Origin of the sequence: Cytobacillus firmus (genome assembly GCF_023715565.1) — a bacterium.
Taxonomy (GTDB): Bacteria; Bacillota; Bacilli; order Bacillales; family Cytobacillaceae; genus Cytobacillus; species Cytobacillus firmus_C.
Genome location: NZ_JAMBOJ010000030.1, coordinates 25,129 through 49,182 on the forward strand (window position 1 = coordinate 25,129; position 24,054 = coordinate 49,182).

Annotated in this window: 21 protein-coding genes; 14 read left to right on the forward strand and 7 right to left on the reverse strand. The window is 41.7% G+C overall.

The window, feature by feature from the left end; genetic code table 11:
* Window positions 1-274 precede the first annotated feature (274 nt).
* The 4 genes from M3205_RS13550 to M3205_RS13565 all read left to right on the forward strand — a co-directional run bounded on the left by M3205_RS13550 (window position 275) and on the right by M3205_RS13565 (window position 2,279).
* Window positions 275-1,144, forward strand: coding sequence for a gamma-glutamylcyclotransferase family protein (locus tag M3205_RS13550; protein ID WP_251170385.1), 870 nt, complete (start codon window positions 275-277; stop codon window positions 1,142-1,144).
* 17 nt (window positions 1,145-1,161) lie between these two features.
* Entirely contained in the window at window positions 1,162-1,698 is a 537-nt protein-coding gene (locus tag M3205_RS13555; protein WP_251170386.1) for a VOC family protein, read from the forward strand.
* Window positions 1,699-1,785: 87 nt separating this feature from the next.
* On the forward strand, window positions 1,786-2,028 hold the full coding sequence (locus tag M3205_RS13560; protein WP_251170387.1) for a hypothetical protein: 243 nt from the start codon (window positions 1,786-1,788) through the stop codon (window positions 2,026-2,028).
* Window positions 2,029-2,075: 47 nt separating this feature from the next.
* Entirely contained in the window at window positions 2,076-2,279 is a 204-nt protein-coding gene (locus M3205_RS13565; RefSeq protein WP_251170388.1) for a DUF6501 family protein, read from the forward strand.
* A gap of 38 nt (window positions 2,280-2,317) precedes the next feature.
* Here the strand turns inward: M3205_RS13565 and M3205_RS13570 are convergent, their stop codons facing one another.
* Window positions 2,318-2,872, reverse strand: a complete 555-nt coding sequence (locus M3205_RS13570; protein ID WP_251170389.1) for a YhcN/YlaJ family sporulation lipoprotein — start codon at window positions 2,870-2,872, stop codon at window positions 2,318-2,320.
* Between the two features lie 108 nt (window positions 2,873-2,980).
* Window positions 2,981-3,769, reverse strand: coding sequence for a membrane protein insertase YidC (yidC, locus tag M3205_RS13575; protein WP_251170390.1), 789 nt, complete (start codon window positions 3,767-3,769; stop codon window positions 2,981-2,983).
* A gap of 537 nt (window positions 3,770-4,306) precedes the next feature.
* Between yidC and M3205_RS13580 the strand changes: the two genes are divergently transcribed.
* The gene (locus M3205_RS13580) at window positions 4,307-5,236 is read left to right on the forward strand and encodes a lysylphosphatidylglycerol synthase domain-containing protein (RefSeq protein WP_251170391.1); all 930 of its coding nucleotides are present in this window, start codon (window positions 4,307-4,309) and stop codon (window positions 5,234-5,236) included.
* A 26-nt stretch (window positions 5,237-5,262) separates the two neighbouring features.
* Here the strand turns inward: M3205_RS13580 and M3205_RS13585 are convergent, their stop codons facing one another.
* Complete coding sequence (locus M3205_RS13585) at window positions 5,263-6,327, reverse strand: glycoside hydrolase domain-containing protein (protein ID WP_251170392.1); 1,065 nt, start codon at window positions 6,325-6,327, stop codon at window positions 5,263-5,265.
* Window positions 6,328-6,707: 380 nt separating this feature from the next.
* Between M3205_RS13585 and M3205_RS13590 the strand changes: the two genes are divergently transcribed.
* Together M3205_RS13590 and nadE are read left to right on the forward strand one after the other, a co-directional pair.
* Window positions 6,708-8,165, forward strand: coding sequence for a nicotinate phosphoribosyltransferase (locus M3205_RS13590; protein ID WP_251170393.1), 1,458 nt, complete (start codon window positions 6,708-6,710; stop codon window positions 8,163-8,165).
* A gap of 27 nt (window positions 8,166-8,192) precedes the next feature.
* A complete protein-coding gene (gene nadE / locus M3205_RS13595) occupies window positions 8,193-9,014 on the forward strand; it encodes an ammonia-dependent NAD(+) synthetase (RefSeq protein WP_251170394.1) in 822 nt (273 codons plus the stop codon).
* 36 nt (window positions 9,015-9,050) lie between these two features.
* On the opposite strand, the gene M3205_RS13600 is transcribed toward nadE, so the two are convergent.
* The 3 genes from M3205_RS13600 to pflB all read right to left on the reverse strand — a co-directional run bounded on the left by M3205_RS13600 (window position 9,051) and on the right by pflB (window position 13,940).
* Complete coding sequence (locus M3205_RS13600; protein WP_251170395.1) at window positions 9,051-10,112, reverse strand: hypothetical protein; 1,062 nt, start codon at window positions 10,110-10,112, stop codon at window positions 9,051-9,053.
* 774 nt (window positions 10,113-10,886) lie between these two features.
* Window positions 10,887-11,612 carry a pyruvate formate-lyase-activating protein gene (gene pflA / locus M3205_RS13605; RefSeq protein ID WP_251170396.1) on the reverse strand — a complete coding sequence of 242 codons (726 nt, stop codon included), beginning with the start codon at window positions 11,610-11,612 and terminating at the stop codon, window positions 10,887-10,889.
* Between the two features lie 102 nt (window positions 11,613-11,714).
* Window positions 11,715-13,940: a formate C-acetyltransferase gene (gene pflB / locus M3205_RS13610; RefSeq protein WP_251170397.1), complete on the reverse strand. Its 2,226-nt coding sequence runs from the start codon at window positions 13,938-13,940 to the stop codon at window positions 11,715-11,717.
* Between the two features lie 293 nt (window positions 13,941-14,233).
* Between pflB and safA the strand changes: the two genes are divergently transcribed.
* Window positions 14,234-14,860, forward strand: a complete 627-nt coding sequence (safA, locus tag M3205_RS13615; RefSeq protein WP_251170398.1) for a SafA/ExsA family spore coat assembly protein — start codon at window positions 14,234-14,236, stop codon at window positions 14,858-14,860.
* A gap of 41 nt (window positions 14,861-14,901) precedes the next feature.
* Here safA and M3205_RS13620 read toward each other — a convergent pair whose 3' ends face one another.
* Window positions 14,902-15,354: a hypothetical protein gene (locus M3205_RS13620; RefSeq protein WP_251170399.1), complete on the reverse strand. Its 453-nt coding sequence runs from the start codon at window positions 15,352-15,354 to the stop codon at window positions 14,902-14,904.
* A gap of 148 nt (window positions 15,355-15,502) precedes the next feature.
* On the opposite strand from M3205_RS13620, the gene M3205_RS13625 reads away from it, so the two are divergent.
* The 6 genes from M3205_RS13625 (at window position 15,503) to M3205_RS13650 (ending at window position 23,970) form a co-directional block, all read left to right on the forward strand.
* Window positions 15,503-16,987 carry a helix-turn-helix domain-containing protein gene (locus M3205_RS13625; protein ID WP_251170400.1) on the forward strand — a complete coding sequence of 495 codons (1,485 nt, stop codon included), beginning with the start codon at window positions 15,503-15,505 and terminating at the stop codon, window positions 16,985-16,987.
* 172 nt (window positions 16,988-17,159) lie between these two features.
* On the forward strand, window positions 17,160-18,821 hold the full coding sequence (hutU, locus tag M3205_RS13630) for a urocanate hydratase (RefSeq protein ID WP_251170401.1): 1,662 nt from the start codon (window positions 17,160-17,162) through the stop codon (window positions 18,819-18,821).
* A gap of 216 nt (window positions 18,822-19,037) precedes the next feature.
* Entirely contained in the window at window positions 19,038-20,324 is a 1,287-nt protein-coding gene (gene hutI / locus M3205_RS13635; RefSeq protein WP_251170402.1) for an imidazolonepropionase, read from the forward strand.
* A complete protein-coding gene (locus M3205_RS13640) occupies window positions 20,309-21,289 on the forward strand; it encodes an agmatinase family protein (RefSeq protein ID WP_251170403.1) in 981 nt (326 codons plus the stop codon). Before hutI ends, M3205_RS13640 begins: the two co-directional genes overlap by 16 nt.
* Before the next feature lie 63 nt (window positions 21,290-21,352).
* Entirely contained in the window at window positions 21,353-22,678 is a 1,326-nt protein-coding gene (locus M3205_RS13645) for a YjiH family protein (RefSeq protein WP_251170415.1), read from the forward strand.
* A gap of 101 nt (window positions 22,679-22,779) precedes the next feature.
* Window positions 22,780-23,970 carry a DHH family phosphoesterase gene (locus M3205_RS13650; RefSeq protein WP_251170404.1) on the forward strand — a complete coding sequence of 397 codons (1,191 nt, stop codon included), beginning with the start codon at window positions 22,780-22,782 and terminating at the stop codon, window positions 23,968-23,970.
* The last annotated feature ends 84 nt before the right edge of the window (window positions 23,971-24,054 follow it).

Genomic DNA, 24,054 nt, shown 5'->3' on the forward strand with positions numbered 1-24,054 from the left:
AAAGATGAGAAAAGGAGCGAGAGCAAATGTATGATGAAATGTATGTAATGGAAGCTATACTGAAGGCAAAACAAAGAAAAATGGATTTAATAACACCACACCATAATACCTCAAATACCAAGCTAATTTGCAGGCTTCCTCTAATAAAGAATTTGGATGCCTGCCATTGCCAGGATTGACGGAGATATTCTCCGTCTTCTTTTTTTTGAAAAGAATCTTCAGAAAATGATACTATAGTAAACAAAAGAGAAAACCAAGGGGGAACGTTTTGCTGATGAATACACAGAAATTGTTTGTATATGGAACTTTAAGAATGCATGAATCCAATCACTTTGTTCTAAAAGGAAGTCCATGCATTGCCGAGCAGGCATGGGTATACGGAGAATTATTTGATACTGGACTGGGCTATCCATCTATGAAGCCATCACTGGACCAAAAAGTATATGGCGAGCTTTATGAAGTGCATTTGGATCATTTTTCCGATCTGGATGAATTGGAAGATTTTATCCCGGGCAGAAAAGACAACTTATATGACAGAGTAGAACAGACTGTTCATACGGATAATGGAGAAGTAAATGCACTTGTATATGTATCCTCAAGGGATGACCTGCTTGCAGAACCCATCCTTCATGGAGATTGGAAGCTATATCAGCTTTTAGAGAATAAGCCCGAGAAGACCTATTATTTTGCATACGGTTCCTGTATGGATGATGAACGATTTTGCGTGGCCAAGGTAGATCACCATTTTAAAACGATAGTCGGCGGGGGAATATTGGCCGGTTATTCAATGCAATACCTGTTTTCCAGAGATGATGGAGGAAGGGCAGATATTATTGAAAATGGTGGAATTACTGAAGGGGTTCTATATGAACTTCCCTATGAAGCTGTCGAATATCTCTTCCAAAGGGAAGGGTTTTACGGGCAATGGTACCGTCCTGCCTTTGTAAATGTTCAGGCAGGGGATAAAATGTACAATAATGTCCTGACTTTCCATGTCTATAATAAAAAAGGGGAGCTGCCCCCGCCTGACCATTACGCTCTTGAAATTCTCCGAGGCGCAAGAGGAAGAGTAAGTGATGATTATTACAAACAGCTGGAACAGCAGCTGGAAAAATTGGGAGTTAAGATTCGACTGGATACATGATAGCATGCGACTAAAGGATGAACACAAGTTCATCCTTTTTTCTGTATGGCAGGGTTACCGCTTTTAATACAATAAAGACAGTTGAAAATGAATTGGAGGACCACACCATGCAGGGAGCAAAACTATATGAAGCACATTTAAACTCAAGCAATATAGAAAGAAGCATTATATTTTATGAAAAACTCGGCTTCAAAGTTGCTTACACTACAGAGGACAGAAAAGCCGCATTTTTCTTTCTGGGTGAAAATAAAGAGAACATGCTTGGCATTTGGGAAACAAAAGACACCCCAATAGAGAGAAATCATATAGCCTTTTCTGTTTCACCTGAGAAGCTGAGGGGAAATATTCCGTTTTTAAAGGAAAAAGAGATCGAGGTGAGAGAAAGCTTAGGCCTATCACCGTCAGAACCGATTGTCCATTCATGGATACCGGCTGCTTCAGTCTATTTTTATGATCCAGACGGCCACTCATTAGAATATATCGCTGTCTTAGAGGGGGAGGCAAAACCATATCTAAATCCAATGCACCTAAGTGAATGGGAAAATTTAAGTTAATCCTGCAAAAATTCATTTGTTGGTTTGAAACAGGCTAAGCGGGTGGTATATAACCTTTGCCATCATCTTAGAAAGAGGGTCATCAAAATGAAAATTTTAGCAGATAATGGCTTTTATGAAGTGGAATACGATAATGAACATTACGAAAATTTGGAATTAGTACGAACAGACCAAATCTGCGAAATTAACTATATAACAATGAAAAACTCGTTAACTGGAGAAGTTTATACATTTGAGGCAGATAAAATCAAGCAGTTGCGAAAATTAATGAAGCTAATGCCAGCCACTAAAGAAAATCTGGTTGCAGACAACCGTTCCTATTCATTATAATAAAAACTAAACATATAAGTAATTCGGAATCTGAAGGAGTGGCAATAGTGATTCATTTAAACTGGCATGAACGCAAAACACTGAAAAAAGTAAAATGTGTGCACACTGATGCAGCAAAATACATTGTAAACCGGGCTTTAACAGCAGGGAATATCTATGATGTAAAAAATGAAACGGATGAATTTTATTTCATTGTAGACAATTCCGGAAAAGTAAGCGGATTTTATAAAGACTACTTTCAGGATGCTTAAACAGTAAAGAAAACGGCCTGTTATGGGCCGTTTTCTTTTTACCTTTCTGTAGGAAAAATTCTGCGTACTGTTTGTGTAAATTCATCAACTAACCCTTCCACTGGATGACCTGCCCGAATGTCCTCTGCATATCCTGTCATTCGGTCATAAAAGTCGGGGTTAACAGAGACGTATACGTTATCAATGTCCTGATCGACTGCTTTAACCTGATCTGAAATCTTCCCCTCAACATCCTTAGTCAATTCTCCATTTCCATCTTTTAAGCGTGCGGCCACATAGGCATTATTGTCTGTAACGATGACATTCGCAGATTCAACCTCTGGTATGGAGGTGATTTTATCGGCAACTTTATAAGCAACCTTCATTTTAGGGGAATCCTTTTGATTGTCATTGTCCGTCCCCGTGCGGGTAAGATCAATCCCCGGCTCAGTGGTGCGTCCATTTTCTCCATAGCTGCTGTCGTTCACTTTAGTCGGCTCTGTCAGATCTCTATTTCTCTGTGCAGTTTCATTCATATCAGTATTATTCGTTGCACAGCCAGAAAGCAATGCAGCAGAAAGTGCTCCTGCCATCATTAATTTACGCTTAATCATACACTTTCCTCCTTTCGATTTCCCCCCTTATCTTTCCAAGAATAAATATTGTTATTCAAATTTCTTTAAACAAGAAGGGAGCAGGCATTAAGCCCGCTCCCTCTTTCATTACGATTCCGACATAAACTGCACTTGATCAGTTTTATTCTTGTTATATAATCTTCTTCCAAGCCATGATTGAAAAACTAAAAACAATCCGCCCGCAGTCCAGTATAGCGGCAAGGCGGCAGGAGCATTTAAAGAAACCAGCATAATCATTAGAGGAGACATTAATCCCAAGAATTTCATTTGCTTTGGAGTTTGCGCAGTCATATTGCTAAGCGTGAACCGGTACTGAAGATAGTACACTATTCCTGCAATGATCGTGATCCAAATGTCAGAATGACCCAGATTAAACCAGAGAAAGGAATGTGTCGCAATTTCCTGATTTCCTCTTATGGCATAATAAAATCCCATTAAAACGGGCATTTGAATTAAGATTGGAAGACAGCCCGCCGCATTCAAAGGATTCACTCCGTGTGATTGATACAAACCGAACATTTCCTGCTGCAGCTTTTGCTGCTCCTCCGGTTTTTTCGCTATTTTCAGCTTTTGCTGGATTTTTTCAAGTTCAGGCTTTAACTTATCCATTTTTTCTTTCATTAAGCTTTGGTTTTTATATTGTTTAAGCATTAAAGGCATTAATATCAGCCTGATCATGATAGTAATGAAGATAATGGCCAGTCCGAAATTGCCATGAAAGAAGACAGCCGTTCCATGTATGGCCAAGGCAAATGGATTGACAAAATAGTGATGGAAAAAGCTTGTTCCTTGTCCTCCTTGTGCCTGACAGGCAGTTAGGAATATTGGCAATAAAGTGATCATAGTAATGGCCAGCAACCGTTTTGTTTTTCTCATTCAGGTCAAACCTCCCGCTATATTTTTTTATATAATAGGGGGAGAGGCTTTCCGGCTCATCACTTTGGTCGCCTTTTTTCAGGATCAGTTTTGCCATCCATGATTGAATCGAATCGCAAATAATGGCCCGGTCCATGCAAAACTCTGGAAGGTTTTCATATTCGTTTTGTTCATTCCCGATATTTCCTGGACTATAAAAAGCGGGCGTGATTTTCCAAATGATTAACAGCTTAGCAGCTAATCCAATAATATATGTTAAATAAAGAGTATACTCTGATGAAATAAAAGACGATTCAATTAATAGTTCAAAGATGCCCATTCACCTCTATTCACATATTTAAGTATAATTGAATGCTGCATTGATAACAATTGCAGATTTTGACCCATTAGCAAAAACTTATTTCTTGTCCATTCTATTGTCACTAAATAGGAATATAATAGTAAAAATGTTTATATATTAGGCTTTTTTATGATACACTCTATCAGGGAGATTAAATTATCTCTAGTTCTCTAAATGAATGGTGGGGTATTTTGTCCTTGTTCAAACAAAAAACAATTATCACGCTTGCCAAACTCCTTGTACCCTTATTCATTTTGCTGTTTATAATGCTTGAAGCAAAAGGGATATTCACTGATTTTAATTGGGCTCTCCTTGAGCTCTATGTTGACCGGCTAACCGTCCGCCGAATATTTTTTATCCTTTTACTGGGACTGGCTGCACTTTTTCCAATGTATTTTTATGATGAAATATTGCAAAGACTATTCAGAATAAGGGTTCCTAAAAAAAAGCTTGTATTTTATTCTTTATCTGCTAACGCATTCTCAAACTTTATCGGACTGGGAGGTGTGGCAGGAGCTACACTCAGGTCCTATTTTTATAAAGATTACCTGACAGGCAGTACACCGTATATCAAAATAATTGCCAAGCTGTCACTATTTTACCTAACAGGCTTGTCTATATTGTCTTGGGTTGTCCTATTTACCGATTTACATTTGTATGATGATGTAAAACTTATAAAGCTCGCAGTCTGGGCTGTCGCTGCATACACACCGCTGCTGCTTGGCATCTACTTTTTTAAGCCGTCATTTTGGAATACGAAGCATATCAAAAAAGGGTTTGCAGGGGAACTGTTGACAGTTTCATTGCTGGAGTGGCTATTTATTATCATATGTATCTGGGGAATTGCCAGAGCGCTGGAAGTATCGATTCCATTTATGGTTTTATTCCCGATAGTCATCATCTCAGCTTGTGCAGGAATTGCAAGTATGATTCCAGGGGGAATAGGGTCCTTTGACTTTGTATTTTTGATCGGACTGGAATCACAGGGTGTTCCGTCAGAACTGGGGCTTTTGATTCTCATGTTTTACCGTCTCAGCTATTATATCGTTCCAGTGTTTATCGGCACACCGTTTATCATGAATCAATTTTGGAATAACGGGATGCCAAAGAACAGCTTTAAACTATAAAAGAGCCTTAATGGGCTCTTTTTTATTTACCAAAGACTTTCTAAAATATCTTTGTTAAATAAGTTTGTATCAATATTGCATTCTTCTGCATCGATTCCATACTGCCAGCCTGCAATCAGTGAGTTTTCCGGAGCTTCAGGTTTATATTCAGGCGCCTGTTTTTTAGCGGTGATTCCTTTATTCGGCGCAGCAGTCCATATAAGTGTGTTATCAAGGAGGGGAGGGTTTTCGGCAGCAGCCTGATCAAAAGCTTTGATCAGGGCCTTTTCCTTATCAAAAATCCCGTAAATGCCAGGTTCATAGGGGGATTCCGACATGGCTTGATACCAGCCTTTTATAAAAGAAGAATCGACAGGATAGTTAGGCTCGATATCCGCAAAAACGGCGACACCCTCGGGTATCCCGAGCTCCTTTGCCAATTGAACAGCTGCTCTTGCTTCACTCTGTCCATTTTTAATGCCTGTTGCATCATTAAATCGATTCCATATCACGAGTAATTTAATATCATTGTCCTGCAGCAGTTTAGCCTCTTCGGATGTAATGCCTGCTGATACACCTTCTTTTTCACCTAAATACCGCCCCCATACTTTAGGAGATCCAAAGTTTTCACGAACACAAGAAAGCAAGTCGCTTGTAGTGAGAGTTGCCGAGTCTACACCCCAAACGACTTCATCAGCCCCGGACTGGCCGTCCTGGTTATTTTCCTTACCCTTACCGCCGCTGCTGTTTTCCTTTTCATTACCTTTTTGACCGGAGTCCTGGTTTATATCAGCTTTATTTTTTATCGTATTGGTTACATTCACATCCACATTTACCTCTATATCATTTGTAACATTATTTTCAATTTGACTATCATCACCATTATTTAAATCGTTGTCGATTGAGTTATTCACATTGGCTTTATTGCCTTTAATATTATTTTTTACTTCATTCGAGATATCACTGTCATGGTTTGTGCTTTGGCCATCCGGAACGTTTTCTGTTTTTGGCGGCTCGGCATCCTTTGTATCCATCAGCGAAAAAGTAAAGAGTGAAATAACTACTGCAAAAAATGCGGTCACAACAAAAGGCAAGAGGCCCCGTCTATCCATATCTCACAGCCCTCCTTGTCAGTTCATGACATCCTATGCGCATGGAGGAGGGTTGGTGATTACAGTATAGGGGGTGAAAATGCTTTCTTATCCTAAAATAACTTCACAGCAACAGACGGTCGGGAAATAATTATAAAATGTTATAACATAATAATACCATTTGTTCAAAATAACGAACAACAGTTGGAGAATGTGTAAAAAAGTCCTAAATGGGTAAATATCCGTATATATTCAGACTGAAAAATTTGCTTAAGCCAATAAACTTCACTACTATAAAAATAATAGGCAAATTTCCATTCATTCAAAATGAGAAAGATGTGAATAGGGAATACTAGCCGATAAGAAATTTATTAGGAAGATTTGTCACAGGAGGTTGCATTATGGACAGGGAATTTGCGGATGACAGTATAGCTTTGCATACTGATTTATACCAGATCAATATGGCGCAGACTTATTGGGAAGACAACATACATAATCGAAAAGCGGTCTTTGAAGTATATTTTAGGAAGCTCCCTTTTGGGAATGGATATGGTGTTTTTGCAGGACTCGAAAGGGTCATCGAGTATATTGAAAATTTCAGATTCACCGAGAGTGACCTGCAGTACTTAAAAAACGAATTGAATTATGCTGATGATTTCCTCGACTATCTGAAAAACATGACTTTTTCCGGAACCATTAAATCAATGGAAGAAGGAGAGCTTGTGTTTGGCAATGAGCCGATTATGCGTGTAGAAGCTCCGCTGGCAGAAGCCCAGATCGTGGAAACAGCACTATTAAATATAATAAATTACCAAACTTTAATTGCGACAAAAGCGACACGAATCAAAGAAGTTATTGGCGATGGGACAGCTATGGAATTTGGCTCCAGAAGGGCTCAGGAAATGGACGCAGCCATCTGGGGAACGAGAGCAGCCTATATTGGCGGCTTTGATGCCACTTCCAACGTAAGAGCCGGCAAGAAATTTGGCATTCCAGCTGCAGGGACACATGCTCATTCTTTTGTACAGGCATATAAGGACGAATACACCGCTTTTATGAAATATGCTGAGACACATAAAGACTGTGTTTTTCTCGTTGATACGTATGATACGCTTAAATCAGGAGTCCCGAACGCCATTAGAGTGGCACGGGAAATGGGAGATCGAATTAATTTTAAAGGAATAAGACTGGATAGCGGGGACTTGGCGTATTTGTCCAAAGAAGCAAGAAAAATGCTGGATGATGCCGGTTTTCATGATACTAAGATTATTGCATCAAATGATCTGGATGAATACACCATCATTAACCTTAAAGCTCAAGGAGCGAAAATCGATATTTGGGGCATTGGCACAAAGTTGATCACAGCTTATGAGCAGCCTGCATTAGGAGCTGTTTATAAACTCGTTTCAATCGAAAATGAAGAGGGCAAGATGACTGACACAATCAAAATAAGCGGAAATCCGGAGAAAGTGACTACCCCAGGACTGAAAAGAGTCTATCGGATTATTAATAAAGACAACCATAAATCTGAGGGAGACTATATTGCTCTGGATCATGAGAATCCTCAAGCTGAACCAAAGCTTAAGATGTTCCATCCAGTTCACACATTCGTAAGCAAATTCGTTACCAATTTCGAAGCGAGAGAATTGCATAAAGAGATTTTTCAGGAAGGAAAACTCACCTATAAAGTTCCATCCTTAAAAGAGATGCAAAGCTTTGCAAAGGAAAACCTTAACGTATTATGGGATGAGTACCGCCGTTCTCTTAATCCGGAGGAATACCCGGTCGACCTTAGCCAGGAGTGCTGGGATAATAAAATGAACATGATCAGCCAGGTAAAACAAAATATAAAGAGCTGAACCTTTAAAAAGAGGGAGGAACCTGCAATGAAGAAACAAAAAGAAATTATGGAAGATTTAAATGTGAATCCAGCAATAGATCCAAAAGAAGAGATAAAAAACAGAATTCAGTTTTTAAAAGATTACCTTGTTAAATCGAATGCCAAAGGGTATGTACTTGGCATAAGCGGTGGCCAGGATTCCACTCTCGCCGGAAAACTTGCGCAGCTCGCAGTAGAAGACTTGCGAAAAGAAGGAAAAGAGGCAACTTTCATGGCAGTCCGCCTGCCATATGGTGTACAGCAGGATGAAGAGGATGCACAGCTGGCGCTTTCTTTTATTCAGGCTGACCGGGAAGTTGTATTTAACATTAAAAATGCAGTGGATGAAGTACAAACCGAATATGACCGTATATTGCCGGAGGAACCTTTAAAAGATTATCATAAAGGCAATGTGAAAGCCCGCATGAGAATGATCGCCCAATATGCAGTTGGCGGCCAATACGGCCTGCTGGTTGTTGGGACGGATCATGCAGCAGAAGCAGTGACAGGATTCTACACAAAATATGGTGATGGCGGAGTAGACGTTCTTCCGTTATCCGGACTGACTAAAAGACAGGGTAAGGCACTGCTTAAAGAGCTTGGCGCAGAAGAAAGACTCTACTTAAAAGTGCCGACTGCCGATCTATTGGACCAAAAACCCGGACAGGCTGATGAAACGGAACTCGGTATTTCATACGATGAATTGGATGACTACCTTGAAGGAAAATCAGTAAGTCCGGAAGCCGCAGAGAAGATCGAAAAACGTTACATCTTTTCCCAACATAAACGCCAGATGCCCGCATCCATGCACGATAACTGGTGGAAATAATGTACACAAAAAGGAAAATCCCTGGGGATTTTCCTTTTACTTTTGAGCTAATTTATTCGAAACCTCCTGATAAAACCTCTGCGGTTCATCCACATTCAGAATAATGCGGCTTGCTTTTCTTTTTATGCCGAACATCAGTTCATAAACTGCCGGCTCCTTCAGTATAATTTCGAACACCGGCTTTTCCTGGATAAGATCAGGCACTCTTGCATCAAATATATCATTCATTTCTTGTCTGCTAAACCTTTCGGGACCATCATAATAGTTGATCTCCTTAATTTCCTCCAAATGAAGGTACATGCTTTTTGAGAATCCGGTTTGCAGCAGCAAATGAGAATTAGTAAGGACGAAAGGGGTTAAACGGGTGGCGTTTATCTCGGCCAGGAAGTACATAATGCCATAAATATTTGGTAGCAGGATGATATATGCCACAATTGCATTCCATGAATGAAGCCAATAATGAAGTCCAATTGATTCAATGACTATCGCATGGATCAACATAATATAAACCGCATTTACACTTGTTTTTTGATGGTAGGTGAATGAGTCTCCATGCTTTATGGAAAGCGTCTTTTTCCATGAAAAAAGGGCGTAATTAAACATAGCGAATTCAGTGACTAATACAGTTACCAACCTATTATTCTGAAAATGGTTCTCAGTCGCCCTCTTAAAATTAAAGAGAAATAGCGAATTAATCCCGTTTAGCCTGTTGTATTCTTTTAATAGTACAGGCAGCTTGGCAAGAATCTTATAGGCAATAAACAGCTCGAGGCCAATAAAAAGTGCTTCAGAAACAACAATTACATAAGGCAAAAAGGCAAACTGCGAAAAATGACTGGCAGGGATAATAAAATAAGCAGCTGCGTATCCCGCTAGAATAACAACCCCCAAATACTTCAGCGAATACCGTTTGCGCAGGATAAGAAAATAGGTCAATAGCGGTACAACAACAAGCAAATCTACCAGGGAGCCAACAGCCGCTCCGTCCGGAACCGGGCCAAAGAGCGAGGTCCTGTACAGAATATAGTTGGAACATAGAATCATAGATAAAAGCACACCAAACACCCGCCACTTAGGCTTTTCCAATGCAATTGTCATAATTATCCACCTCGTTTTAATTATAGCTTATATGAGGGGGGAATGTAATGGAAGTTTTGATGAATATGGACTCAGAGTGCAGCCGTTTGTGGTTTTGTGTCAGAACTTTAGCACGCTTCGGACTCAAGCAGCACCTGTTTGCGTTTTTGTGTCAGAACCCAAGCACGCTTCGGACTCACCCCGCACCTGTTTGCCGGTTTGTGTCAGAACCTAAGCCAGCTTCCGACTCAAGCAGCACCTGTTCGCCGGTTTGTGTCAGAACCTAAGCCAGCTTCCGACTCACCCCGCACCTGTTCGCCGGTTTGTGTCAGAATCTAAGCCAACTTCGGACTCACCGCGCACCTGTTCGCCGGTTTGAGTCAGAACCTAAGCCAGCTTCCGACTCAAGCAGCACCTGTTTGCGATTTTGTGTCAGAACCCAAGCCAGCTTCGGACTCACCCCGCAACTGTTCGCCGGTTTGTGTCAGAACCTAAGCCAGCTTCGGACTCACCGCGCACCTGTTCGCCGGTTTGTGTCAGAACCTTAGCACGCTTCGGACTCACCCCGCAACTGTTTGCGATTTTGTGTCAGAACCCAAGCCAGCTTCGGACTCACCCCGCAACTGTTCGCCGGTTTGTGTCAGAACCTAAGCCAGCTTCGGACTCAGCCAGCAGCTTTTCACTCCTTTGTGTCAGAACCCGGCACTCTCACTGTAACAAACGACTAATACAAGGCACAAACAAAGCCCCAATCACAAAATTGGGGCTAACCACGCAAAACATTACTCTAAGATCCTATAACCCAGCCAAAATTCGATAAGCCCATTCAGTTTTCCCCTCACTCGGAGGCTCAATATCCTTCAGCGGATATTCCAAGCCAAGCGCTTCCCATTTATATACACCAAGCTTGTGGTAGGGGAGAACCTCGATTTTTTCCACATTGTTCAATTCTTTAATAAAACTTCCCAGTCGTTCCAAATCCCGTTCATCATCAGACTTTGTTGGCACCAGCACATGGCGGATCCACACAGGCACCTGATGGTCAGACAGATACCGGGCAAATTGAAGAATGTGGTCATTTGTAAGTCCTGTCAGTTTTTTATGTTTCTCTCTATCAATATGCTTCAAATCTAAGAGCACCAGGTCTGTATAGCTCATAAGCTCTGTCAGCTGATTCTGGAAAAGCAGGGAGCTGGAGCAGCCTCCTGATGAATCTATGGCCGTGTGAATGCCAAGTTTCTTGCATTCTTTAAAAAGTTCTATAAGGAATGGAAGCTGCAGCAAAGGTTCACCGCCGCTGACTGTGATGCCGCCTCCGGAAGCCTCGAAGAAAGGGAGATAGGTTTGCAGGTCATTCATGATTTCCGAAACAGACATTTGCTTCCCAGTTCCAATTTCCCAAGTATCTGCATTATGGCAAAATTGACAGCGCAGGAGGCACCCCTGTGTAAAAATAACATACCGGATGCCAGGTCCGTCTACTGTACCGAAAGTCTCGATTGAATGAATGTTGCCGTGCATGATTATCTTCCTTTCCATAAGCACCGGTGCAGCCGCAGCTGCACCTTGCTAAAGCTTTTTTTGAAGAAGGGGGCCGATAAAAATGGCCCGCCATCCGATTGGTTACATGGATTCATGGAATGTTCGATTGATGACATCAAGCTGCTGCTCTTTAGTCAGCTTAATGAAGTTCACAGCATAGCCTGATACTCTAATGGTCAGCTGAGGATATTCTTCCGGATGTTCCATAGCATCCAGAAGTGTTTCTTTATTAAATACATTGACATTTAAGTGATGCCCGGATTTTATGGCATATCCATCGAGTATGGCTGCCAAATTGTACACACGGCTCTCATCATCCTTTCCAAGTGCTTTAGGGACAATAGAGAAGGTGTTGCTGATGCCATCGAGCGCCTGTTTGTAAGGTAATTTTGCAACAGAGGACAGGGACGCAAGCGTTCCTTTCGTATCTCTTCCGTGCATCGGATTTGCACCAGGGGCAAATGGCTCTCCGGCACGTCTTCCATCAGGTGTATTGCCAGTTTTCTTGCCATATACCACATTCGATGTAATGGTTAAGATCGACATCGTATGCCTAGAGTTTCTGTAAGTCTGATGCTTTCGGAGCTTTTTCATAAACCGTTCAACCAGGTCTACAGCGATGCTGTCGACGCGATCATCATTATTGCCGTATTTCGGAAAATCTCCTTCTGTTATAAAATCAACCACGATCCCATTCTCATCACGGACTGCCTTAACGGTTGCGTATTTGATGGCACTTAGCGAATCGGCCGCAACACTCAAACCTGCAAACCCAGTGGCCATTGTTCTGAGAATTTCAGAATCATGCAGAGCCATTTCGATACGTTCGTAGCTATATTTATCGTGCATGTAATGAATGATATTCAAAGTATTAATATAGAGGTCTGCCAGCCATTCCATCATGAAATCAAACTTCTCCATCACTTCCTCATATTGAAGGACGTCTGAAGTTATTGGAGCATAGGCCGGTCCGATTTGATCCTTAAGGATTTCATCTTTGCCGCCATTAATGCTATATAAGAGAGCCTTCGCAAGGTTGGCTCTGGCTCCGAAAAATTGCATTTGTTTTCCGATTTCCAATGCAGACACACAGCAGGCGATTCCATAATCATCGCCATACTCAGGAAGCATGATATCGTCATTTTCGTATTGAATTGAACTTGTTTCGATTGACATCCTTGCACAATATTTTTTGAAATTCTCAGGAAGCTTGGTGGACCATAATACCGTCAAGTTGGGTTCAGGAGCCGGACCAAGATTTCTAAGGGTATGAAGGAAGCGGAATGAATTCTTTGTGACAAGCGGGCGGCCATCAAGCGCCATGCCGCCTATGGACTCTGTCACCCATGTAGGATCGCCGCTGAATAATTCATTGTAGTCAGGCGTTCTTGCGAATTTTACAAGGCGCAGCTTCATGACAAAATGATCAACAAGCTCCTGCGCTTCCTTCTCGGTAAGTGTCCCGTTCTTTAAGTCTCTTTCTATGAAAATATCAAGAAAAGTGGAAACACGGCCAAGACTCATAGCCGCTCCATTTTGTTCCTTGATGGCGGCCAGATAAGCGAAGTACAGCCACTGGAAAGCTTCAAGAGCATTTCCTGCTGGTATTGAAATATCAAAACCGTAACTGTTTGCCAGCTGCTTCAGTTCCTTCAGAGCCCTGATCTGTTCTGAAATTTCTTCCCTCAATCGAATATTTTCTTCCGTCATTACGCATGAGGTTGACTTCAAATCCGCTTTTTTGGCTTCAATCAAGCGATCAGCCCCATAAAGGGCAACCCTGCGATAATCACCGATAATCCTGCCCCGTCCATATGCATCAGGCAGACCGGTTATAATGCCTGCCTTACGGGCGAGTTTCATTTCATCAGTATAGGCGTCAAACACACCCTGGTTATGTGTTTTGCGGTAGTCCGTAAATATTTTTTCCATATCTTTGCTGGCTTCATAGCCATATGCTTCACAGGCAGCCACAGCCATGCGGACTCCGCCAAATGGCTGAAGTGAGCGCTTAAACGGCTGGTCAGTTTGGACACCTACAATTCTTTCTTTATCCTGATCAAGATAACCAGGTCCATGTGAGGTAATAGTAGAGACGATTTCAGTGTCCATATCGAGCACGCCGCCTTGTTCTCGTTCCTTTTTAGTGAGAGCCATTACTTTTTCCCATAATAGCGAGGTAGCTTCTGTCGGGCCTTCCAAAAATAATTCATCTCCGGAAAAAGGTGCAAAATTCTTTAATATAAAATCTCTAACATCAATTTCACGTGTCCAAATGCCTTCTACAAATCCATTCCATCTTTCCATGTAAGTTCACCTCAAGGGGATTATTGGTGTAACAGTTATTACAATTTTACTATACACTCAATATAACAGATTTAATGTGAAATAAATCACAAAGTTTTTGAACGTATTGTGAAATGTGATGTCTTATACATTTTCAAGGAAAACGTGTACTACAAAACTTCTCGGAATCATAGAGCTGTTATATACAGATGGAACACTTTAATAAAAACAGATAGCAATCACTTTGAAATTCTTACATTCTGCTCCAACAATTACCTGTTTATAAGAATAGAAGAATTTGATTAAATATAAATATGAAAACACTATCAAAACTTTCATTCATTTTAATGTTGTCTGTCGCACTTGTCTTTGGATTCAATTTCGATGCAAAAGCATCAACAGTACATACCGTTCAGCCAGGGGATACGATGTGGAAGATCGCCATGAAGTATCAGGTTGGAGTCACTGAAATAATCAATGCCAATGGGCAGATCTCAAATCCGAACTCCATTTATCCAGGGCAAAAGGTAAATATCCCTTCTCTTTCAAAAGCCACTACAAGCGTTGAAGAACAGGTAGTTCAGCTTGTTAACCAGGAAAGAGCAAAGTACGGATTACAGCCTCTGAAATCAAATTGGGAGCTTGCAAGAGTAGCAAAGTACAAATCTCAGGATATGATCAATAAAAAGTATTTCGATCATAACTCCCCTACATACGGAAGCCCGTTTGATATGATGAAGAGCTTTGGAATTACCTACAAAACTGCAGGGGAGAACATTGCTGCCGGGCAAAAAACGCCTCAGGAAGTAGTAACTGCCTGGATGAACAGTGAAGGTCACCGCAAGAATATCCTATCTGCTAACTTCACAGAAATCGGAGTAGGCTACGCCCAGGGCGGAACTTACGGACACTATTGGACACAAATGTTTATTGGGAGATAAGAAGAAAAGCACCGGATTTCACCGGTGCTTTTGCTATGCTATTAATCTACTACAATATAAGCAATCATCGGTCCGCTATTATCCTTATCCGGATGAGTAAGACAAACAAGGCGGTATACGCCTTGTTTATTAAATTGAAGAGGGACCACTGTTTCTTCAGCTTTCTTTACAACACCCTTAATATCGGTTCCTTCGATGATATAAGGATGCTCCATTCCATTGACTCCCCAAATCTTCAGGTTAACCTTTTCATTTTTTTCAAGAAAAATGGTTCCCGGGTCCCAGCGATACGCTTCAATTTCCTTGCCATCAGGCAGCTTTGCTTTAAACTCTCCTGTAACCATATGGATTTCCCGGACTTTTTCGCCTTCATTCTGGTTGAATACCGATAAACTATCAGACTTTGAAAAAAACCAAAGGGATGCAGAAACTATGACTGAAAATATGATGACAAAGGCAATGATGCTTCGTTTCTTTAATACAAGAAAAGGCATGCTCATGCTCCTTCCAAAAATAGTTGTCCATATATAGATATGCAGGAAGGGCATCATAACTTGTCTACTATTTGCAGGATTTTTCCGAATTATTCTTTACAGCTGCTGAAATATTATTTCATAATAGATTAAAAAAGGATGTGGCAGCATGTACAAAGTACTTGTGGCCAATCGGGATGAGTATGATACAAAGGGTATAGAGTGGCTGTTGAAATCTTCAATGAACGCTTGGGAAGTGGAATCTGCCGAAGATGAAGCAGGGCTAATTAAAAAGCTCGAGACTTTTCAGCCCGATCTGCTGATTTTTGAACTGGATTTGATAAAGGAAGAGAGATATAGCTCTTTCTTAAAAACTATTCAAATTATAGGACCGGAACTTATCGCACTTACAATGGAAGCGACATTTTCACAGGCAAAAAGAGCTATTGACATGGGTGTAGCCGATTTAATATTAAAGCCCATTTCAGCTGATACTTTATTGAAATCCGCACGAAACATTCATAGGCGCCAGAAGCTGAAAATTCCTGCTACTGTAAAAAGCACCCGCATGGTTACTGATAAAGCATTTAATTATCAAAATATATTTTTAGAAGCACCGGAACCGGCAGAACGTTTTCTTTCCCTTGGCATAAAAACTGAGAATATCCTTGAGCTTCCAAAGTTATATGAGTTTCTGCAAAGCTATGGGTTCAAGAAAAAAGTAAATCATTTTATTTTAAGTGACATGGTACTGATAGTTGCTGAAAAATCGGGCATATCATGGAAAGAGGAGAGCGTCAGATTCATGAGGAATTGGCAGGAAACCTCGCCTGAACCAATTGCCATCAGCATTCATACTGGCCAGGATGATCCGAACACACTTAAAAACCATTATGATGCGAACAGAAAATTGATGGAATTAACCTTTTTCAGGGGATTTAATCAGGTAATTGAGGAAGCCTCATTGCCTAAATGGCTTTCAATTGATCCGTTCTTAACTCCCGATGAACAGAGCAGCTGGATTGATTTCCTAAATCAGGCTAATTTAGAAGGGATCAAATCATGGTTTTCCAAAGAGTTTCTTATATTGGAAGATCCATTTCCGGAACCCGGGCTTATCAGAATCAGGCTGACGAGTATTCTTGCGCAGATTCGCAGGCATATGAAGACATTCCGCCTGGCCGAAGGAGAAATGGAGAAGGAATACCTTCGTTTATTCCAGACGATCCTGTATTCGCCCTTGATTTACCGCATTATTAATGAAATGATCAGCTTCATATCTTATGTTTTTGAGAACATTCGATCTGATAAGAAGCTGAAACTGGATCTTTCAGACAGAGTCCAATTCTTTATAGAAACAAATTACTGGGATTCTTCGGTCACCCTTGAGAGGGCAGCTGAATACGCAGATCGGAACCCAAACTATATCAGCTCCATGCTGGCAAAAAAATGCGGAAAATCATTTCGGGAACTCCTTAATGAAACCCGGATCAGGCAATCTGCCAAGCTGCTGCTGGAATCAGAAATGAGCATAAAAGAAATCTCATCTGTCTGCGGTTTTCGAAATCAGCAGTATTTCAATAAAGTGTTCAGTAAAATTAAAGGTATGCCGCCTAATCAATTCAGAAAAAGCCTGAACAAAACCTCCATTTAATTGGGGGTTATATTTTTGTCTATTTTTATAAAAGTACCAATATTAATATAAAGACAAGCGAATTCCAAATAAATAATCTTACATTTTTATAAAATATCAAACCTAATTATTATACTTTTCAGATAGTTATTATTATAAAATTTAAATATGAGATAACACTGGAGGGATAACGATGAAAGCGGAAACAAAAAGAGAAATTAAAAATTATCAAGGCAATGAGCTGCATGCAAAAGGCTGGATTCAGGAAGCGGCACTTCGAATGCTTATGAATAATTTAGACAAAGAGGTTGCAGAGATTCCGGAAGATCTGGTTGTATACGGCGGAATCGGAAAGGCAGCCCGGAATTGGGATTGCTATGACGCGATTGTGAAAACACTCCATGAGCTGGAAGACGATGAAACACTTCTTGTCCAATCCGGAAAGCCGGTGGCGGTATTTAAATCACATAAAGATGCTCCAAAGGTGTTGATTGCCAATTCAAATTTGGTGCCGGCCTGGGCAAACTGGGATACGTTCCATGAGCTTGATAAAAAAGGTCTTATGATGTATGGGCAGATGACAGCCGGAAGCTGGATTTACATCGGAAGCCAGGGAATCGTTCAGGGAACATATGAAACTTTTGCAGAGCTTGGCAGACAGCATTTCTCCGGCTCACTGAAACAAACGATTACGTTGACAGCAGGCCTTGGCGGAATGGGCGGCGCGCAGCCGCTTGCAGTAACCATGAATGATGGTGTTTGCATTGCCATTGATGTAGATGAACACCGCATTGACCGCAGGCTAGAAACGAAATATCTGGATACAAAGGTTTATTCCATTGAAGAAGCTATTAAACTGGCAAAAGAGGCAAAACAGGAAGGACGTCCGCTTTCTATCGGTCTATTAGGCAATGCAGCTGAAATTTTGCCAAAAATGCTTGAAATGAATTTCATCCCTGATGTCCTGACTGACCAGACTTCCGCACATGATCCTTTAAATGGCTATGTTCCAATTGGTTATTCTTTAGAGGAGGCAGCTGTTCTGCGGAAGGAGGATGCTGCCGAATATGTTCAGAAATCAAAAGCGAGCATGGCTGTCCATGTGCAGTCAATGCTTGACATGCAAAAGAAGGGTGCAGTCACATTTGATTACGGAAATAATATCCGCCAGGTTGCAAAAGATGAGGGTGTCGAGAAAGCATTTGATTTCCCTGGATTCGTGCCTGCCTACATCCGTCCGTTATTCTGTGAAGGAAAAGGGCCTTTCCGCTGGGTAGCATTATCAGGAGATCCGGAAGATATCTATAAAACAGATGAAGTGATCCTTCGTGAGTTTGCGGATAATGAACACCTTTGCAAATGGATCAAGATGGCTCGGGAGAAAATTCAATTCCAGGGACTGCCTTCAAGAATTTGCTGGCTTGGTTATGGGGAGCGCGCAAGATTTGGGAAAATTATCAATGATATGGTTGCCAGCGGGGAATTAAAAGCACCGATTGTTATCGGGCGTGATCATCTGGATTCGGGTTCAGTAGCCTCTCCAAACCGCGAGACAGAAGCCATGAAGGACGGCAGTGATGCAGTGGCAGACTGGCCAATCTTGAATGCATTGATCAATGCTGTCGGTGGAGCAAGCTGGGTTTCCGTCCACCATGGAGGCGGAGTAGGAATGGGCTACTCTCTTCATGCAGGAATGGTCATCGTTGCGGATGGCACAAAGGATGCAGAACAGCGTCTTGAACGTGTTCTCACATCTGATCCTGGAATGGGAATCGTACGCCATGTAGATGCAGGCTATGACCTTGCTATCAAAACAGCCAAAGAAAAAGGCGTCAACATCCCAATGATGAAATAAAGATTTCCATTTATGAACTTTGCAAATAGAAGCGAATAATTTGCAAATACACCATGATAATCTGCAAATACACCATGATAATCTGCAAATAGACCAGTCAATTTTGCAAATAAAATTCTTAAACTTGCAAATAACCATTAATATTTTCAATGAGGAAGCCCTCCAATCCGTGAATTCTGCGGATTGGAACTTCCATTTTTTAAGGAGGAGCACAAAATGCACTCAAAACCTATTTTTATCAAACATGCAAATCAGATGATCACCTTAAAGGGCGGCTCCAAACAGCCACTCACAAAAGAAAAAATGAGCGAGCTTCACATTATTGAAGACGGAGCCGTATGGATTGAAGAGGACATAATTAAAGCAGCAGGGACAACAGCGGAACTCCAAGCTGAATATCAGAGCCGGCTTCAGGAAGCTGAAATCATTGATGCCACAGGAAAGATACTCCTTCCAGGACTGGTTGATCCGCATACACACCTCGTATATGCAGGCAGCAGGGAAGAGGAATTCAATATGCGCTTGAACGGGGCAACTTATATGGAAATTATGAACAATGGCGGGGGCATTCACGCAACCACTTCTATGACGAGAAAAGCAACTGAAGAGGAACTGGTAGATGCGAGTCTTGTCCGTCTTGATCGCTTTCTTAAACACGGAGTTACCACGATAGAGGCAAAAAGCGGATATGGACTGGATTGGGAAACAGAGCTAAAGCAGCTGACAGCAGCCCGTAAAGCGAATGAACTGCATCCGGTGGAGGTTGTCCGCACCTTTATGGGAGCACATGCAGTTCCTGCTGAATACAAAGAGAATCCAGATGCTTTTATAGATTTAGTTATTGAAGAAATGCTGCCAAAAGTCGCGGAAGAAAAGCTTGCTGAATTCAATGATATTTTCTGCGAAAGAGGCGTTTTCACACCGGAGCAGTCCAGAAAACTTCTTGAAGCAGGGAAGAAGCATGGACTTATTCCAAAGATTCATGCTGACGAAATTGAACCCTATGAGGGGGCCGAGCTTGCTGCAGAAGTCGGTGCCATCTCTGCGGATCACTTGCTAAAAGCTTCTGATAAAGGCATGGAAATGATGGCTGAAAAGGGAGTAATCGGCGTTCTTCTTCCAGGCACAGCATTCTTCCTGATGGCTGAAGCAGCCAGAGGCCGCCGCATGATTGATAAGGGGGTCCCAGTTGCTTTATCCACCGATTGCAACCCCGGCTCTTCGCCAACCTGCTCCATGCCATTTATGATGAATCTTGCATGCATGCACATGGGACTTACTCCTGCAGAAGCGATTGCCGCTGCTACCATTAATGCAGCACATGCGATTAATCGAGCCGATGAAGTGGGAAGTATAGAAACCGGCAAGAAGGCTGATCTTCTTCTGCTCAATGTGCCGAACTATATGCAAATGCAGTATCACTACGGCATGAATCATACAGACACAGTGATTAAAAATGGGGAAGTCGTCGTTAAAGGAGGAAGCTTATGCTACCAACAATAAATCCTCCCGGGTTTTTTTGGCCGCAAACCGAATTGGGAACTGACGTAAAGGTGAGTGAATGGATTCGCCAAATTCAGAAGGAAGGGGAATTAAAGAAAGAAAATTGGGATGTCGTGCTTTTCGGTGTCCCTCTTTCCCGCTCATCGATCAGTACATCAGGAGCTTCTGAATTCCCTGAATCCTTCAGGAGGTCCTGGAAAGGCTTTTCCACGTACAACCTGGATTTTGAGAAGGATCTCCAAGAACTGAAGGTTGCGGATCTTGGTGACGTGAAGATGCATTTCACGGATATTCCACAATGCCATTCCAATATCAAGCAAACGATGAAAGACGTACGGACGCAATTTCCTGATTCATTCCCAATAGCGATCGGAGGAGACCATTCAATTACAGCCATGCTGGTCAGCGGCCTGAAGGAACTGGAGCCTGATAAAGAAATCGGCATACTCCAGCTGGACACTCACCTTGACCTCAGAAATCTTGAAGACCATGGACCGACAAATGGGACTCCTATCCGAAACCTCATTCAGAACAGCAAAATAAAAGGGGAAAATGTGTACAATATTGGTCTTCACGGCTTTTTCAACAGCCAGTCGCTAGTCCAGCATGCTAAAGAGCATAAGCTCAATTATATTACCCTTAAGGAAGCCAGAAGAAGGGGAATCGAAAAAACGGTTACAGAATCACTTCGGCAGCTTGAGGCAAAAGTGGACAAAATTTATGTCACCATTGACATGGATGTGCTGGATATTGGTTTTGCGCCAGGGGTACCCGCATCTACACCAGGCGGTATGACTACTGAAGAACTTTTTACAGCCGTTTACACTGCGGGACTTTCCTCTAAAACGGAAGCCATGGATATTGTCTGCCTTGATCCAACAAGAGATCACCAGGCACAGCCAACTGTGAAAGCAGGTACATACACCTTTCTGACCTTTTTAACAGCTTTAATGAACAGAAGGTAAGGGGCGCCACACTGCTCCTTGCCTCTAAACTGACGAGGGGGAATGAGAATGGAAAAAGAAACAATGTTAAGTCAATCTCAACAGCCTGCATTAAATCCCAATTCCACTTTTAAAAACAAAGTTAAGTTTTTTCTTTTCAGCTCCATTGGCTTATTTATGTTTTTTGTTCCCGTCACTATAGATGATAAATCCTCCATCATGCTGGACCATTTCGTCACTGCCATTCAGGGTTTCATACCTTCTGCAGTTCCTTACTATGCTTTGCTTGTTATACTGCTTGGCGCCATTTATCCTTTCTGGACAAAAACCTGGAACAAAAACAAAGTCAATATCGGATTCTCCATTTTTAAAGTGATTGGATTCATTACCGCCTTCATGATTGTTTTCGGTTTTGGCCCTGCCTGGCTATTTGACCCGAGCATGGGACCATTTTTGTTTGATAAACTCGTTGTCTCTGTCGGATTGCTTGTCCCAATCGGATCAGTATTTCTTGCACTGCTCGTCGGGTATGGTTTGCTGGAGTTTTTTGGTGTAATTATGCAGCCGATCATGAAGCCGATCTGGAAAACACCGGGAAAATCAGCGATTGATGCAGTTGCTTCTTTTGTAGGAAGCTATTCAATCGGGCTGCTCATAACCAACAGGGTATTTAAAGAAGGAAAGTATAATATCAAAGAAGCAGCCATTATTGCTACAGGCTTCTCAACAGTTTCCGCAACTTTTATGATTGTTGTGGCCAAAACACTGGGATTGATGGAAATCTGGAACACCTATTTTTGGACAACGTTTGCTGTCACGTTCATCGTGACAGCGATTACCGTCAGGATTTGGCCGCTTAAATCAATGAGCGAAGACTATTACAATGGCCAGGAGCCTCCAGCTGAATCCTTCACTGGGAGCCGTCTGCAGGCAGCCTGGAAAGAAGCGATGGATACAGCTGCCCAGTCACCTTCACTATGGAAAAACATCATGGATAATCTAAAAGACGGCTTTGTTATGACTATGTCCATTTTGCCTTCCATTATGTCTGTTGGTTTATTCGGCCTGGTTCTTGCTGAATTTACCCCTGTGTTTGATTGGCTGGGATATATTTTTTATCCTTTTACGGCTCTGGTACAGCTTCCTGAACCATTATTGGCAGCCAAGGCAAGTGCAGTGGGAATTGCTGAGATGTTTCTTCCAGCCTTGCTGGCAGCGGAGGCTGCAATGGTCACAAAATTTGTAATCGGAGTTGTTTCGGTATCAGCCATAATATTCTTTTCAGCACTTGTTCCATGTATTTTATCAACAGAAATTCCTATAACCATTCCGCAGCTCCTTGTCATCTGGGCAGAGAGAACCATCCTGACCATACTGATTGCCGCGCCATTAGCCTATTTGCTGCTTTAACTGGCAATCCCCGCTCACTTCAGCGGGGATTTTTCGCATAGAATTTTCCTCCGCAACCAAACTAACAGAGGAATGAGTCTAAGAATAGCAGGTGATGGAATTTGTACAGGCTGTATACACATAATGACCTTGATGGCGTCGGCTGCGGCATTGTGGCCAAAATCGCGTTTGGTAAAGATGTTGAGGTACGCTATAACTCTGTAATGGGACTTGATTATCAGATTGAAAAATTACTGGAAAACGAAAAAAATATAAAAGATGATTTCTTAATTATCACAGATTTATCTGTTAATGACGAAAATTTGATCCGGCTTGATGATCTGGCAAAAAGCGGCGGTAAAGTCAGATTGATTGACCATCACAAAACAGCTCTTCACTTTAATGATTACAGCTGGGGAAGAGTGAAGGTGCAATATGAAGATGGCAGGCTCACGGCTGCAACTTCTTTGCTGTATGAGTATCTTCAGGAGCATGAACTGATTGAGCCATCTCAGTCCCTCGATGAGTTTGTCGAGCTAGTGCGGCAGTACGATACTTGGGAATGGGACAAAAATGAAAATTGGAAGGCAAAAAGTCTGAATGATTTGTTTTTCATGGTTTCCATTGATGAATTTGAGGAAAAAATGACTGAAAGAATCATGAACTCTGATACTTTCGAATTTGATGATTTTGAACAAAAACTGCTTGAAATGGAAGAGGAAAAGATTGAGCGTTACGTAAGACGGAAGAAGCGGGAACTTATCCAAACGTTCATTGGGGAACATTGCGCAGGAATAGTCCATGCAGAGAATTATCATTCCGAGCTGGGCAATGAACTTGGTAAAGAGTATCCGCATCTGGACTACATCGCAATCTTAAACCTCGGGGGCAAAAAAATCAGTTTCAGGACAATCCATGACCATGTTGATGTATCTGCCGTGGCAGGAAAATATGGAGGGGGAGGACATGCCAAAGCATCGGGCTGTTCAATGGGAAAGGACGCTTTTAAATTATTTGTTCAAGACATATTTCCCCTGGACCCTTTGAGACAAGATGCCTTCAAAAACAAATACAATAATAAAAACGCCAAGCAGGGATCACTTTACGAAAGTAAAAAAGGAGACAAATTTTTTATTTTTGCTGAGGAGGACAACAAATGGATCCTTGAAATGAATGGTAAGCCAATGCAGGAACCCTTCCCGGATTTCCAGAAAGCTGAAAATTTCATTAAAAGAAAATACCAGGCCTGGCTGGTTCATGATGATATTTATGTTGAATTCTTAAAGCGTTTTTATATGAAGGCAAAAAAGTAGCATAAAGAGCAGTCCCTTTGGATTGCTTTTTTGTTTTTAGTTTCAGGCATTTATCTTGAGGACCCGGTCATTACATTCGATTAA

Bases quoted from the DNA above. Each gene is read 5' to 3' on its own strand.
- M3205_RS13550 (WP_251170385.1), top strand. From the start codon at position 275: ATGAATACACAGAAATTGTTTGTATATGGAACTTTAAGAATGCATGAA.
- M3205_RS13555 (WP_251170386.1), top strand. From the start codon at position 1,162: ATGAACACAAGTTCATCCTTTTTTCTGTATGGCAGGGTTACCGCTTTT.
- M3205_RS13560 (WP_251170387.1), top strand. From the start codon at position 1,786: ATGAAAATTTTAGCAGATAATGGCTTTTATGAAGTGGAATACGATAAT.
- M3205_RS13570 (WP_251170389.1), bottom strand. From the start codon at position 2,872: ATGATTAAGCGTAAATTAATGATGGCAGGAGCACTTTCTGCTGCATTG.
- yidC (WP_251170390.1), bottom strand. From the start codon at position 3,769: ATGAGAAAAACAAAACGGTTGCTGGCCATTACTATGATCACTTTATTG.
- M3205_RS13585 (WP_251170392.1), bottom strand. From the start codon at position 6,327: ATGGATAGACGGGGCCTCTTGCCTTTTGTTGTGACCGCATTTTTTGCA.
- M3205_RS13590 (WP_251170393.1), top strand. From the start codon at position 6,708: ATGGACAGGGAATTTGCGGATGACAGTATAGCTTTGCATACTGATTTA.
- nadE (WP_251170394.1), top strand. From the start codon at position 8,193: ATGAAGAAACAAAAAGAAATTATGGAAGATTTAAATGTGAATCCAGCA.
- M3205_RS13600 (WP_251170395.1), bottom strand. From the start codon at position 10,112: ATGACAATTGCATTGGAAAAGCCTAAGTGGCGGGTGTTTGGTGTGCTT.
- pflA (WP_251170396.1), bottom strand. From the start codon at position 11,612: ATGCACGGCAACATTCATTCAATCGAGACTTTCGGTACAGTAGACGGA.
- pflB (WP_251170397.1), bottom strand. From the start codon at position 13,940: ATGGAAAGATGGAATGGATTTGTAGAAGGCATTTGGACACGTGAAATT.
- safA (WP_251170398.1), top strand. From the start codon at position 14,234: ATGAAAACACTATCAAAACTTTCATTCATTTTAATGTTGTCTGTCGCA.
- M3205_RS13620 (WP_251170399.1), bottom strand. From the start codon at position 15,354: ATGCCTTTTCTTGTATTAAAGAAACGAAGCATCATTGCCTTTGTCATC.
- M3205_RS13625 (WP_251170400.1), top strand. From the start codon at position 15,503: ATGTACAAAGTACTTGTGGCCAATCGGGATGAGTATGATACAAAGGGT.
- hutU (WP_251170401.1), top strand. From the start codon at position 17,160: ATGAAAGCGGAAACAAAAAGAGAAATTAAAAATTATCAAGGCAATGAG.
- hutI (WP_251170402.1), top strand. From the start codon at position 19,038: ATGCACTCAAAACCTATTTTTATCAAACATGCAAATCAGATGATCACC.
- M3205_RS13640 (WP_251170403.1), top strand. From the start codon at position 20,309: ATGCTACCAACAATAAATCCTCCCGGGTTTTTTTGGCCGCAAACCGAA.
- M3205_RS13645 (WP_251170415.1), top strand. From the start codon at position 21,353: ATGTTAAGTCAATCTCAACAGCCTGCATTAAATCCCAATTCCACTTTT.